Origin of the sequence: Streptomyces sp. NPDC101166, from assembly GCF_044768125.1 — a bacterium.
Classification (GTDB): domain Bacteria; phylum Actinomycetota; class Actinomycetes; order Streptomycetales; family Streptomycetaceae; genus Streptomyces.
The window spans coordinates 15,143-28,688 of record NZ_JBIWPF010000031.1; the positions used below are offsets into that span (position 1 = coordinate 15,143).

The 13,546-nt window shown below is 70.3% G+C and carries 8 protein-coding genes and 4 tRNA genes; 4 read left to right on the plus strand and 8 right to left on the minus strand.

What is annotated here, in order from left to right; translation table 11 throughout:
• Positions 1-542: 542 nt before the first annotated feature.
• Entirely contained in the window at positions 543-749 is a 207-nt protein-coding gene (gene bldC / locus ACIRS4_RS33945; protein ID WP_003949541.1) for a developmental transcriptional regulator BldC, read from the plus strand.
• Positions 750-1,352: 603 nt separating this feature from the next.
• Here the strand turns inward: bldC and ACIRS4_RS33950 are convergent.
• The 8 genes from ACIRS4_RS33950 to ACIRS4_RS33985 all read right to left on the minus strand — a co-directional run bounded on the left by ACIRS4_RS33950 (position 1,353) and on the right by ACIRS4_RS33985 (position 9,952).
• The gene (locus ACIRS4_RS33950) at positions 1,353-2,030 is read right to left on the minus strand and encodes a DUF6274 family protein (RefSeq protein ID WP_404203401.1); all 678 of its coding nucleotides are present in this window, start codon (positions 2,028-2,030) and stop codon (positions 1,353-1,355) included.
• A gap of 152 nt (positions 2,031-2,182) precedes the next feature.
• Positions 2,183-2,257 (minus strand) — tRNA-Asp (locus tag ACIRS4_RS33955).
• 96 nt (positions 2,258-2,353) lie between these two features.
• Positions 2,354-6,307 (minus strand): ATP-dependent RNA helicase HrpA, encoded by a 3,954-nt coding sequence (hrpA, locus tag ACIRS4_RS33960; protein ID WP_404203403.1) that lies wholly within the window; start codon positions 6,305-6,307, stop codon positions 2,354-2,356.
• Positions 6,308-6,413: 106 nt separating this feature from the next.
• Positions 6,414-7,688 carry an acyltransferase family protein gene (locus ACIRS4_RS33965; RefSeq protein ID WP_404203405.1) on the minus strand — a complete coding sequence of 425 codons (1,275 nt, stop codon included), beginning with the start codon at positions 7,686-7,688 and terminating at the stop codon, positions 6,414-6,416.
• A gap of 227 nt (positions 7,689-7,915) precedes the next feature.
• Positions 7,916-7,989, minus strand: a tRNA-Phe gene (locus tag ACIRS4_RS33970).
• A 24-nt stretch (positions 7,990-8,013) separates the two neighbouring features.
• Positions 8,014-8,088 (minus strand) — tRNA-Asp (locus ACIRS4_RS33975).
• Positions 8,089-8,125: 37 nt separating this feature from the next.
• Positions 8,126-8,198: transfer RNA gene (locus tag ACIRS4_RS33980), tRNA-Glu, on the minus strand.
• Between the two features lie 80 nt (positions 8,199-8,278).
• Positions 8,279-9,952 carry a metallophosphoesterase gene (locus tag ACIRS4_RS33985; protein ID WP_404203408.1) on the minus strand — a complete coding sequence of 558 codons (1,674 nt, stop codon included), beginning with the start codon at positions 9,950-9,952 and terminating at the stop codon, positions 8,279-8,281.
• Positions 9,953-10,036: 84 nt separating this feature from the next.
• Here ACIRS4_RS33985 and ACIRS4_RS33990 point away from each other — a divergent pair, with 84 nt between their 5' ends.
• The 3 genes from ACIRS4_RS33990 (at position 10,037) to ACIRS4_RS34000 (ending at position 13,425) form a co-directional block, all read left to right on the plus strand.
• The gene (locus ACIRS4_RS33990; RefSeq protein WP_055637702.1) at positions 10,037-10,387 is read left to right on the plus strand and encodes a metallopeptidase family protein; all 351 of its coding nucleotides are present in this window, start codon (positions 10,037-10,039) and stop codon (positions 10,385-10,387) included.
• Positions 10,388-10,576: 189 nt separating this feature from the next.
• Positions 10,577-11,116 (plus strand): hypothetical protein, encoded by a 540-nt coding sequence (locus tag ACIRS4_RS33995; RefSeq protein WP_404203410.1) that lies wholly within the window; start codon positions 10,577-10,579, stop codon positions 11,114-11,116.
• 299 nt (positions 11,117-11,415) lie between these two features.
• Positions 11,416-13,425, plus strand: coding sequence for a DEAD/DEAH box helicase (locus ACIRS4_RS34000; RefSeq protein WP_404203412.1), 2,010 nt, complete (start codon positions 11,416-11,418; stop codon positions 13,423-13,425).
• The last annotated feature ends 121 nt before the right edge of the window (positions 13,426-13,546 follow it).

Here is a 13,546-nt window from a genome sequence, read left to right on the forward strand (position 1 = left end):
CCTTTTCCGATGATCTGTCCGCTGAGTGATGTGGGTCACGGCCATAAGCGGGCGATCAGCGTACGGTCAACCGCACTTCACGGAACGGACGGGACGTAGATCCCGATCCGGGCTTATGTCTCAAGGGTGACGGACCGCACGTACGGGGCCCTTGCGTCGCTTGCCCCTCCTCGTGCCAAAATAGGACAAGGAGTCCGGGGAGGGCTCCGTCCGTCCACTTGTGTTCCATCGTGGGGGGAATCTCAGCATTGCACGCTTTGGGGGGTCTGGTGACTCCTGATCGCCATGTGACTGATCGTCACACCGGCGTGACTGTCCGCTATGGCATGGTCCATCGGCTTCCGTCGCCGATGAACACCTGGGGGGCAATTCCATCGGTTTGGCCGACGCGGCTGGACAGATGGTGTAGTTGTAGTGCCGAGGACAAGCCGTTCGTCCTATAACCGACTCGACTCGCGTCCGCCATTTCGGGCAACGCGGGTCAAGGTGCAGAATTTAGAGGAAAGAACCGAGAAGGTTCGGTTCTCCCGAGGAGGCCGCTCATGACCGCTCGCACCCCTGATGCTGAGCCGCTGCTGACCCCGGCTGAGGTCGCCACCATGTTCCGCGTGGACCCGAAGACGGTCACGCGGTGGGCGAAGGCCGGCAAGCTCACGTCGATCCGCACGCTCGGCGGGCATCGCCGTTACCGCGAGGCTGAGGTCCGCGCCCTGCTGGCGGGCATCCCGCAGCAGCGCAGCGAGGCCTGAACAACTGAATAACCGGGCAAAACGGCAGGTCCCCCAATCTGTCGAGGTGCCCGAACCATAGCTCCAAACGACGCGGGTCCTGCCCCAACAGGCCCGTCACCCACACGGTGCGTCGTCGATCGCGCTGGACTCCGCCGGGTCCAGCGCGATTCTTTTTTGCCCTCCGGACCGCCGGCCGCCGGTGCTCATGGGCGGATCGCGGGTGTCTTGCGGGTGTCCTGCGAAGGGGTCACGGGGGGTTTCAGAGGTCCGGCGGGGCGTGGCTTGCGGTGCTGTGAGCGGGGGCGGTGAGCGGCCTTGTCGGAGTCTGGGGAGTCTCTGGGAAGGTTCGTGGAGGGTTGCGCGGGCGGCCCTACAGGGTGGTGCAATTGCACATATTAAATTGACCAGTTGTAGGAGACTGGTAAGAACCGGGGTTTCGGAAACTCATGCGGTGACACCCGTCACATGCCGCTGACCTTGTAGGCGTCGTCTCAAGTGCGCTAGTGGAAGCGCTTGTTGTGTGGCCTCGTCGGGCTCGCCCCGGTGAAGCGGGGTGGGCCGGCAGGCTCGACGGGTGTGCCTGCGGGCGGTGGCGAGGGGGAGGCGGGCTTGCGCGATCTCTCACGGCGGCCCGGCCTGGCGGCGCTGTGTCGGGACCTCTCGTGACGGCTCGGCCCGGCGGCGCTGCGAGCGGTCGTGCGGGGGTTCGGCTCGGCGGGGCTGTGGGGTCTCGTTCGCTTGCTCGGCCCGGTGCGGCTGCGGGGCTTCGTGTGGCGGTTCGGTTCGGCGCGGCTGCGGGGTTCCGCGTGGCGGTTCCGGCCGCCCGCTGGGAGGGGTTCCGCGGGGCTGTTCGGCTTGGCGGCTCGGAGGGGCTGCGGGCGGGCGGCGGTCCTGCTGTGGCTCCGGTGGTCGTCCGGGTGTTCGAGGGGGCTGCTGGGTGCCGTGGAGGTCCTCGGCTTCGCGTGGCGGTTCCGGCCGGCTCCCATCGGCTTCCGGAGCCCTGTCGGCCTCCGTGTGCCCGTCGGCTTCCCGGCCGTTCCGGTCCGCCGGGACCGCTCGTGCCTCGCGGGTCTCTCCGAAGGCGCCGGCTTCCCGGGACTCTTGGCTCTCCCCGGCCCTTCGGCCTGCCTGCTCCTCCCCGAGAGGCAGTGTGCGCGTGGGCGGTGGCGGGTCGCTCTCGGCGAGGCGCAGGAGGCGGTGGCAGATGGGGCAGTGGCGGGTGACGTGGCGGTAGGACGACGCGGCCGACAGGTGCGCGCGGAGCAGCGCCCGCGTCTCGTGCCCGGCCGATGCCGCCATACGCCACCTCCAGCGGGACCACGCCGACGGCGGTGTCCTGAACTCCGGGGTACCGACGGAACGTGACGCCGTCAAGGGTGCGGTGCGTACGGGCCTCCACGGCCACGCGAAAAGAGCCCGGGTCCGAAGACCCGGGCTCTTTTCGATCTGTGCGGTCCTGACGGGATTTGAACCCGCGGCCTCCACCTTGACAGGGTGGCGAGCACTCCAAACTGCTCCACAGGACCAGGCTTTCCGGCGCCTTCTCGCTGCGCCGTGCTGCGAGACGAGACTCTACAGGAGGGTGGCCCGCCTGGTCGAACTCACCCTCCGTGCAGTGCCCGTCACGGCGCGGCGGCGTCGATCGCCTTCACGATCCGCTTGTCCGAGACGGCGTAGGCCGTGCCCAACGCGTGGGCGAAATAGCTGACCCGGAGCTCCTCGATCATCCAGCGGATGTCCAGGACCGAGGACGGTACCGGCCGGCCCTCGGGCAGCTGCTCCAGCAGCCAGGCGTACTCGTCCTGCATCTCGTGGACCTTCTCCATGCGGGTGGTGTCCCGCTGGGCGTTGGTCGGCATCTGCTGGAGCCGCCGGTCCACGGCGATGAGATACCGCATCAGGTCCGGCAGCCGGCGCAGACCCGTCTGCGTCACGAAGCCGGGCCGCACGAGCGCGTCCAGCTGCTTGCGCACGTCCGCCAGGTTCTGGAGCAGCGCGGAGCTGCGTACGCCCTTCAGCCGGCGCTCGCAGGCCTGCCAGGCGGCCAGCACCTGCTGCACCTGCCCCACCGCCCGCACGGTCGTGTCCACGATCTCGGCGCGCACCTTGTCGTACAGCTTCCGGTACGACTCCTCGTCCCACGCCGGCCCGCCGAAGTCGCCGATCAGCTTGTCCGCCGCCGCCATCGCGCAGTCGTCGAACAGCGCCTGGATCGAACCGTGCGGATTCGCCGACAGCGCAAGCTTCTGAGCGTTCGTCATCTTCTCGGACGCGAACTTCGCCGGATTGACCGGGATGGAGCGCAGGATGAGACGGCGCGTGCCCTTCCACATCGCCTCCGCCTGCTCCGCCTCCGTGTCGAACAGCCGTACGGAGACGGTGTTCTTCGCCGGGCCGTCGTCGACCAGAGCCGGGTACGCCTTCACCGGCTGTCCGGCGCGGCGGGTCTCGAAGACGGGGGTCAGCGCGCCGATCGTCCAGTCCGTCAGCCCCGACCGCTCCAGGGACTCGCCGCCCTGCCGCTCGGCGGTGGCCGCGGCGGCCTGGGAGAGGGCCTGGCGGGCCTTCGGCTTCAGCCGGAGCTTCAGCGCCTGGAGGTCTTTGTCCTCGGCGAGCTTGCGCCGCCGCTCGTCGACGATCCGGAACGTGATCTTCAGGTGGTCGGGGACCTTCGCCCAGTCGAAGTCCTCGGCCTCGAAGGGCACGCCGACCATCCGCTTGAGCTCACGGTTCATGGCGACGGTGAGCGGCTCTCCAAAGGGCGCCGCCTGCTCCAGGAACCGCCTGGCGAAGTTCGGCGCCGGGACGTAGTTGCGGCGGATCGGCTTGGGCAGGGAGCGGATCAGCTCGGTGACGATCTCCTCCCGCAGCCCCGGGATCTGCCAGTCGAAGCCCTCGTCGGTGACTTGGTTGAGCACCTGGAGCGGGATGTGGACGGTCACGCCGTCCGCGTCCGCGCCCGGCTCGAACTGGTACGTGACCCGGAACTTCAGCTGCCCCTGCCGCCAGGAGTCCGGGTAGTCGGCCCTGGTGACCGCCTCCGCCGACTCCCGGATGAGCATCTCCCGCTCGAAGTCCAGGAAGTCGGGCTGCTCGTGCCGCTTGTGCTTCCACCAGGAGTCGAAGTGCGCCCCGGACACCACGTGCTCGGGCACCCGCTGGTCGTAGAAGTCGAACAGGGTGTCGTCGTCGACCACGATGTCCCGCCGCCGGGCCCGGTGCTCCAACTCCTCGACCTCGCTGAGGAGCTTGCGGTTGTCGGCGTAGAACTTGTGGTGCGTGCGCCAGTCGCCCTCCACGAGCGCGTTGCGAATGAAAAGCTCGCGGCTCGTCTCCGGGTCGACACGGCCGTAGTTGACCTTCCGCTGGGCGACGATCGGCACGCCGTACAGCGTGACCTTCTCGTACGCCATCACCGCCGCCTGGTCCTTCTCCCAGTGCGGCTCGCTGTACGTCCGCTTCAGCAGATGGCCGGCGAGCGGCTCGACCCACTCGGGCTCGATCTTCGCGTTGACGCGGGCCCACAGCCGGCTCGTCTCCACCAGCTCCGCCGACATCACGAACCGCGGCTGCTTCTTGAACAGCGACGAACCCGGGAAGATCGCGAACTTGGCGTTGCGGGCGCCCAGGTACTCGTTCTTGTTGCCGTCCTTCACGTCCTTCATCCCGACGTGGGAGAGAAGGCCGGCGAGGAGGGAGACATGGACGCTGTCGCCGGCGGCGTCCTGCTCGTTGAGGTGGATGCCCATCTGTTTGGCGACCGTGCGCAGCTGGGTGTAGATGTCCTGCCATTCGCGGATGCGCAGGAAGTTGAGGTACTCCTGCTTGCACATGCGGCGGAACGAGGACGAGCCGCGCTCGCGCTGCTGCTCCCGTACGTACCGCCACAGGTTGAGGTAGGCGAGGAAGTCGCTGGTCTCGTCCCGGAAGCGGGCGTGCTGCTGGTCGGCCTGCGTCTGCTTGTCGGCCGGGCGCTCACGCGGGTCCTGGATGGACAGCGCGGCGGCTATGACCATGACCTCGCGTGCGCAGCCGTTCTTGTCGGCCTCGAGGACCATACGGGCCAGGCGCGGGTCGACCGGCAGCTGGGCGAGCTTGCGGCCGGTCTGGGTGAGCCGCTTGCGCGGGTCCTTCTCGGCCGGGTCCAGCGCGTTCAGCTCCTGCAGCAGCTGCACGCCGTCGCGGATGTTGCGGTGGTCCGGCGGGTCGATGAACGGGAACTTCTCGATGTCGCCGAGGCCGGCCGCGGTCATCTGCAGGATGACGGAGGCCAGGTTGGTGCGCAGGATCTCCGCGTCCGTGAACTCCGGGCGGGCGTCGAAGTCGTCCTCGCTGTACAGCCGGATGCAGATGCCGTCGCTGGTCCGTCCGCAGCGGCCCTTGCGCTGGTTGGCGCTGGCCTGCGAGATCGGCTCGATGGGCAGCCGCTGCACCTTGGTGCGGTGGCTGTAGCGGCTGATGCGGGCGAAGCCGGGGTCGATGACGTACTTGATGCCGGGGACGGTGAGGGAGGTCTCGGCGACGTTCGTCGCCAGCACGATCCTGCGTCCGGTGTGCGCCTGGAAGACGCGGTGCTGCTCGGCGTGGGACAGCCGGGCGTAGAGGGGCAGGACCTCGGTGAACCGGTATCTCTTCTTCTCCAGCGCGTCCGCGGTGTCGCGGATCTCCCGCTCACCGGAGAGGAAGACGAGGATGTCCCCCCGCCCCTCGCCCATCAGCTCCTCGACGGCGTCGCAGATCGCGGTGATCTGGTCCCGGTCGGCGTCCTCGGCATCCTCCTCCAGGAGCGGCCGGTACCGCACCTCCACGGGATACGTCCGCCCGCTGACCTCGATGATCGGGGCGTCCCCGAAGTGGCGGGAGAACCGCTCGGGGTCGATGGTCGCCGAGGTGATGACGACCTTGAGGTCGGGGCGGCGGGGGAGCAGCTGGGCGAGGTAGCCCAGCAGGAAGTCGATGTTGAGGGACCGCTCGTGGGCCTCGTCGATGATGATCGTGTCGTAGGCGCGCAGCTCGCGGTCGGTCTGGATCTCCGCGAGCAGGATGCCGTCCGTCATCAGCTTGACGAAGGTGGCGTCCGGATTCACCTGGTCGGTGAACCGCACCTTCCAGCCGACGGCTTCGCCCAGCGGGGTCCTGAGCTCCTCCGCGACCCGCTCGGCCACCGTGCGGGCGGCGATCCGGCGGGGCTGGGTGTGCCCGATCATCCCGCGGACGCCGCGCCCCAGCTCCATGCAGATCTTCGGGATCTGCGTGGTCTTGCCGGACCCCGTCTCACCGGCCACGATGACGACCTGGTGATCACGGATGGCGGCCGCGATCTCGTCCTTCTTCTGGCTGACCGGCAGCTGCTCGGGATAGGAGACGGCGGGAACGCGGGCGCGCCGTGCCCCCATATGTTCCTCGGCCCGTACGACCTCGGCCTCGATCTCGGCGAGCACGGCGGCCCGCGCCTCCGGCTTGCGGATCTTGCGCGCACCTTCGAGCCTGCGCCCGAGCCGGTGCGCGTCGCGCAACGACAACTCGGTCAGACGGGGGGCGAGGGCGCCGAGGGCGGGGGCGGGATGCGTAGACATACGCGGTCCAGGATCTCATCCCGGGGAAAAACCTGGCGAACCCTTTTGCGGGGGTGGTGCGCCGGACGCCCGCGGTCCGCGCACCACCGAACGCCCGACGCCCGGCTCAGCCCTGGCGCGGCCCCGCGTCGGACGACGCCGACGACGACGCGGCCGAGGGGTCCGTCGACGCCGGGACCGGCTTCGCCGGACGGAAGCGGGCCGTCTTGAGCCAGCGGCGCATGGCCGTGGCCATGGGGCGTTCGACGAAGCGGTGCACGACGTAGCAGAGCAGCACCAGGCCGATCACCGTGCCTACGATCAGCAGCCGGGGGTCGACCCGGTCGCCGAAGCGGTAGGCGATGGTCAGGCCGATGGGGCTGTGCAGCAGGTACAGCGGGAAGGTGAGCGTGCCGGCGACGCTCAGCCACCGCCAGCGGATCCGGTGCGTCCAGCCCAGCGCGATCGCGGCGATCATGAAGAAGAACGCCGTGATCACCAGGATCAGCCAGCCGCGCCACGGCGACCACTCGTTCCAGCTGATCCGGCCCCCGCCCGGCGTCAGCAGGAAGTGCAGCGCCAGCAGCCACGACATGCCGACCACGCCCCACAGCAGCGGCGTCGGACGGAAGCGGTACATGAGGTAGAAGGCCATGCCGGCGATGAAGTACGGCGCGGACGGCGGGTTGACCACCAGCGTCAGCAGCGGCAAGTCCGCCGCCGGCGCGAGCACGGCGGCCACCGTCCACAGCCCGGCGAAGACCAGCACCCGCTGGTAGGTGAGGCCCTTCCACACCACCACCGCGAAGGTCAGGTAGAAGCACAGCTCGGGCCAGAGCGTCCAGTACACCGAGTCCAGGTGATCCACGCCCAGCGGCTTCTGGAGCATCGTGAGGTTGGTGAGGATCACCCGCGGATCGGTGCTCCCGAACGGCGCACCGGCGAACTTGATGCATATCGCCGAGACCACGACCCCGATCCAGTACATCGGGTAGAGGCGGGTGACGCGGGATATGAAGAACTCACGCGGGGTCCGGCCCCAGGCGCTCATACAGATGACGAAGCCGCTGATCAGGAAGAACAGGTCGACCCCGAGCCGTCCGAAGGCGAAGACGGGGTGGGCGTCCGGGAAGATGTTCTCCGGCGTACGGCCCCAGAGGTGGACCATCGTCTTCGGCTTCTGGCCGATGAAGTGGAAGAGCACCACCGCCAGCGCCGCCAGGAACCGCAGCCCGTCCAGCGCGGCCAGCCGTCCCCCGCCGGCACCGGCACCCGAGCGGGACACGATCACGCGTCCGGAGGCGGGCGCGGCCTGCGTCGGCAGTGTCTTCCGGGCCGCTGCTCCCTCACTCCCTGGGTCCGTGGTCGCGTCGACCTGTCCCGTCCCGTGCGTCGTCGTCATCCCTCTACCGTTCTTAGGTGTGGTCTGTGGGCCCGCTGAGCCAGCCTGACAGTCTGACTGGCGTACCGATGAAAGGGTTGTAAGGACCAGGAGGAAATGTCTTGGCTTTGTACTGCCTGGACCCGCCCCGCCCGGAGGCGCGCACATACCCGGGAGCCTCTGGCATGCCCGGACCGGCGCCGCGAAAAAGCGGAAGCCCTGTCCGCGAGGACAGGGCTTCCGGGCTGTGGCTGGGGCCGGGGTCGAACCGGCGACCTTCCGCTTTTCAGGCGGACGCTCGTACCAACTGAGCTACCCAGCCACGAGGTTTCACGTGAAACCTCAGCGGTCCTGACGGGATTTGAACCCGCGGCCTCCACCTTGACAGGGTGGCGAGCACTCCAAACTGCTCCACAGGACCAAGCGTTGTGTACGACAGTGTCGCACACGGTGTTGCGTGCCCCCAACGGGATTCGAACCCGTGCTACCGCCTTGAAAGGGCGGCGTCCTAGGCCGCTAGACGATGAGGGCTATCGGCCCGCCTGGGCGCTTCTCAGCGCGTCGGGGACGTGAGAAGCATATGGGATGGCGGGAGGGATCGCCAAAACGGTTTACCGGGCGGGAGCGGAGGGGGTCGGGGACGGGGTGCCGGGAGCCCCGGTGGGAGCGGTGTCCGTCGGGGCCGTGGGCGGTGCGCCCGCCGGCGATCCGGAGGGGGCGGCCGGCGTTCCGGAAGGGCTGGGCGGGGTGGTGGCGCCCGGTTGGTTCTCCTTCGGGAGGTGGCGGCTGACCTCGGCCGTCGTCAGGCCCAGGCCGCCCAGCTTGATCTCGTCCCAGGCCTGGAGGCGTCGGGTGTCGCGGTCGAAGTAGAGGATCGAGGCCTGGATGGGATCGGGGTACTTGCCCTCGACGGCACGCAGGCCGCTGCCGCCCGTGGACCCCTCGACGCGCAGCCGGGTGCCGTTCTTCAGGATCTCCATGTCCTCGTGATGGACATGGCCGGCCAGTGCGAGGGGCACCTCGCCGTCGGTCCGGCGGGCGGCGGCGGGCTCGTGGGCGACGGCCACGTCGACGGGCGTGCCGACGGCCCGCTGGGCGCGGAGCGCGTCCGCGAGCCGGGCGCCGGCCGCCTCCTGAACGCCCTCGCCGCTCTGCTCGGTCGAGCGGTCGGGGGTGAACTGCGGGTCGCCGATGCCGGCGAAGCGCAGGCCGGCGAGGGTCACGGCGCGCCCGTCGTCGAGCACGTGGACGTTGCGGACGCCCTCCAGGTAGCGCTGGGTGGTCGCCGAGTCGTGGTTGCCCCGGACCCAGACGTAGGGCGCGCCGAGGTCGGCGATGGGGTCCAGGAAGCCGTTCTCCGCCGCCGATCCGTGGTCCATGGTGTCGCCGGAGTCGACGATGACGTCCACGTCGTACTGGTCGACGAGCGAGGAGATGATCTTCCAGCTCGCGGGGTTGAGATGGATGTCCGACACGTGCAGCACGCGGACGGTGGTGGGGTCCGGCTGGTAGGCCGGGAGGGTCGAGGTGACGTCGTAGAGCTTGGTCACATTGGTGACCAGCCGGGCCAGTTCCTTCTGGTAGACGTCGAACTCGGTGACGATGCTGCGGGCGTTGCCGACCAGGGAGGGGGCCGAGGAGAGCAGGCCCGAGAAGCGCGGTTCGAGGACCGACTTGGGGTTCCAGGTGGCCCAGGCGGTCGCGCCCGAGGCGGCGAGGAGGCCGAGGGCGAGGCCGCCGGCGGCGAGGGCGCGGCGGGGGCGGCGGTAGACGGCGAGGCCGAGCGCGGTGGCGCCGGTGACGACGGCGACGCAGGAGCGGACGGCGAGGTCGAGGGTGCCGTGCTCGACGTCGCGGGCGATCTCGTCCTGGAGGCCGGAGAGGCGCTCGGGGTGGTCGACCAGGGCCTGTGCGCGAACGGGGTCGAGCTGGTCGACGTTGACGTCCAGCCGGACGGGTCCGGTGTGGCTGTCCAGTTGGAGGGCGCCCAGCGGGGAGACGTTGATCTTGGTGCCGCCGGTGGTGGAGGGGCGCAGGGTCATCGTCGTGTTCATCGGTCCGACGGGGGCGCGGACGTTGCCGACGATCAGCAGCCCGAGCCAGGCGCCGAGCAGGACGACGGCGGTGAGACCGAGAGCGCGGGTCCACGGGCGGGGCCGGGCGGCGAGTTCGGGGACGGTGCGGGGAGCGGCGGCGCGGGAGCCGGGCTCGCCCGGGTGCTTGCGGTGCTTCATGGGGTTCAGGGCGGCGGCGGAGGCGCGGAGGGGGACGCGGACGCGGACCATTCGTCGCGTATGCCCAAGCGTGCGACCGGATATGCGGGCCGTTCGCACCCCTCGTACGTCGGTGTCGTACCGGAGAATGGGCGTGTGCTGGAGATGACGCGCGAGGAGTTCGAGGAACTGGTCGCCGAGGCGCTGGACCGGATTCCGCCGGAATTGACGCGGCTGATGGACAACGTCGCGGTGTTCGTCGAGGACGAACCGCCCGCGGACGATCCCGAGCTGCTCGGGCTGTACGAGGGGACTCCGCTGACCGATCGCGGCGAGTGGTACGCGGGGGTGCTGCCGGACCGGATCACGATCTACCGGGGGCCGACGCTGCGGATGTGCGCCACGCGTGAGGAGGTCGTCGCGGAGACCGAGGTGACGGTGGTGCATGAGATCGCCCATCACTTCGGGATCGACGACGCGCGGCTGCACGCGCTGGGGTACGGCTGAGTAGCTCGGGCCGCTGAGCCGCTGAGCCGCTGAGCCGCTGGGTACGGCTGAGTCGCTCGGGCCGCTGAGCCGCTGGTGTCCGGATGCGGCTGAGGGGGTGCGGGCGGGCCGGGCCTTCGGGACGCGTGTCCTCCTGCGGGTGGCGGGAGTTGAAGTGGTTGACTCCCGCTTCGTCACCGGAGGTGGCCCGTGCGCCCCTTGTACCTACCCGTTCGCCTGGCCGCCACGGTCCTGGTCGTCGCAGCGGCCGCCGGTTGCATGAGCGTGGGCGACGACGAGGGCGGCCGGGTCCGGCCCTCGCACTCGGCCGGGCATCGGGGCGGTGAGGCGGCTGACCACGGGGGCGGAGGCTCGGCCGGTGGGCACGGCTTCGCCACGGCGGGCGGCGAGAGCCGGCACGGGCGGGGCAAGGGCGGCAAGAAGGGCGAGCCGGGCGCGTCGGCTGCCCCGTCGGAATCCGCCTCGCCGAAGGTGAGCGCGGCGCCGTCGGCGAGGACGCAGCCGGGCAAGCCCGGGCAGAGCGAGAAGCCGGGGGCGCCGGAACCGCCCAAGGAGGAACCGGCGCCCACACGCCCCGCCGAACCGCAGACGCCGATCCCGCAGCCGGACCCGCCCCTGCCCTCCGTGCCGGAGCCGACGGTCGCCGAGCCGTCGTCGTCGGCGCACGAGGAGCCGGCGCCGCAGCTGGTCGAGCGGGAGCCGGCGCCGGTGGCGGGGGTGCCGGTGTAGGAGCTCCGGCTCAAGGGCGTTGCGGCGGCGGCTCGTTCGCCTTCGAGCGGGGTGCGCCGCGGCGCGAGGTCGGCTGTGCCCGATGTGACGTACGTCTACAGGACTCGGTTTGCCTTAGGGGATGCAGGGTGCGTATGGTGGTAGATCGTTTGATCCCATTTGCCCGGCGCCACCGCAGAGCGCGCCGTGTGGCGCGTACTCTCCCTTGCCGTGGCGGCGGACCGCATAGAGGCGGTCGTAATGCGAACACGGAGTTGACGGGCGCGTGCCGACGAGACTCCGGAAGGTTTCGCATTCGCATGTCCATTTCCAGTACTGATCACGCCGTCGTGCCCGAGAACGTCGAGGCCGACCTCGTGAACGACGAGGCCGCCGACACTCAGGTCGACGAGACGCCCGAGCTCACCTTCGCGGACCTCGGCCTGCCCGAGGGCGTGGTGCGCAAGCTGGCGCAGAACGGCGTGACCACCCCCTTCCCGATCCAGGCGGCGACCATTCCGGACGCCCTGGCCGGCAAGGACATCCTCGGCCGTGGCCGCACCGGCTCCGGCAAGACCCTCTCCTTCGGTCTGCCGACCCTGGCCACGCTGGCCGGCGGCCGCACCGAGAAGAAGAAGCCGCGCGCGGTCATCCTGACCCCGACGCGCGAGCTGGCCATGCAGGTCGCCGACGCGCTCCAGCCGTACGGCGACGTCCTCGGCCTCAAGATGAAGGTCGTCTGCGGCGGTACGTCGATGGGCAACCAGATCTACGCCCTCGAACGCGGCGTCGACATCCTGGTCGCCACGCCCGGCCGCCTGCGCGACATCATCAACCGCGGCGCCTGCTCGCTGGAGGACGTGCAGATCTCCGTCCTCGACGAGGCCGACCAGATGTCCGACCTGGGCTTCCTGCCCGAGGTGACGGAGCTGCTCGACCAGGTCCCGGCCGGCGGTCAGCGGATGCTGTTCTCCGCGACGATGGAGAACGAGATCTCCACGCTGGTCAAGCGCTACCTGAGCAACCCCGTCACGCACGAGGTCGACAGTGCCCAGGGCAACGTCACGACCATGTCGCACCACATCCTGATCGTGAAGCCCAAGGACAAGGCGCCGGTCACGGCCGCGATCGCCTCCCGCAAGGGCCGCACCATCATCTTCGTCCGCACCCAGCTCGGCGCGGACCGCGTCGCGGAGCAGCTGTGCGAGGCGGGCGTGAAGGCGGACGCGCTGCACGGCGGCATGACCCAGGGCGCGCGCACCCGGACGCTGGCCGACTTCAAGGACGGCTACGTCAACGTGCTGGTCGCGACGGACGTGGCGGCCCGCGGCATCCACGTCGACGGCATCGACCTGGTGCTGAACGTCGACCCGGCCGGCGACCACAAGGACTACCTGCACCGAGCCGGCCGCACCGCCCGCGCGGGCCGCACCGGCACGGTCGTCTCCCTCTCCCTGCCGCACCAGCGGCGCCAGATCTTCCGCCTGATGGAGGACGCGGGCGTCGACGCCGGGCGTCACATCATCCAGGGCGGGGCCGCCTTCGACCCGGAGGTCGCCGAGATCACCGGCGCCCGCTCGATGACGGAGGTCCAGGCCGAGTCCGCGGGTAACGCCGCGCAGCAGGCCGAGCGCGAGGTCTCTCAGCTCACCAAGCAGCTGGAGCGCGCGCAGCGTCGTGCGACCGAGCTGCGCGAGGAGGCCGACCGGCTGGTCGCCCGGGTCGCGCGCGAGCGGGGCGAGGACCCCGAGGCGGCGGTGGCCGAGGCGCAGGCGGCGGCCGTCGAGGCCGTCGAGGCGCCGGCGGTGGCCGAGGTGTCCGTGCCGGAGCAGCCGGCCGCGCGGGACATCGACCGCAGCGGTGACCGTGGCGGCCGTTCGTTCGAGCGTCGTGACGACCGTCGGGACGACCGCGGTGGTCGCTCCTTCGAGCGTCGTGACGACCGTGGTGGCTTCAACCGCGACCGCGACCGCGGCGGTGACCGTGGCGGCCGTTCGTTCGAGCGTCGTGACGACCGTCGGGACGACCGCGGTGGCCGTTCCTTCGAGCGTCGTGACGACCGTGGTGGCTTCAACCGCGACCGCGACCGCAGCGGTGACCGTGGCGGCCGTTCCTTCGAGCGCCGTGACGACCGTGGTGGCTTCCGCGGGCGGGACGAGCGCGGCGGGCACCGTGGCAGCGACCGTCCGTTCAACCGCGACCGCCGCGACGACCGCCCGGGCTTCCGCACCGGCGGCCACGACCGCCCGTACGGCCGCCGCGACGACCACCGCGGGGGCGGCTCCATCGGCCGCCGCGAGGACAAGCCGCGCTGGAAGCGCAACGGCTGAGCAGCGCTGAGGCCGACTGAGGCCGGCTGAGGCAGCGAAGGGCCCCGTGACACGAGATGTCACGGGGCCCTTCCGCATTCACCACGCGCGAAAACGACGCCCGAAGCGCCCGTTTCCTTCC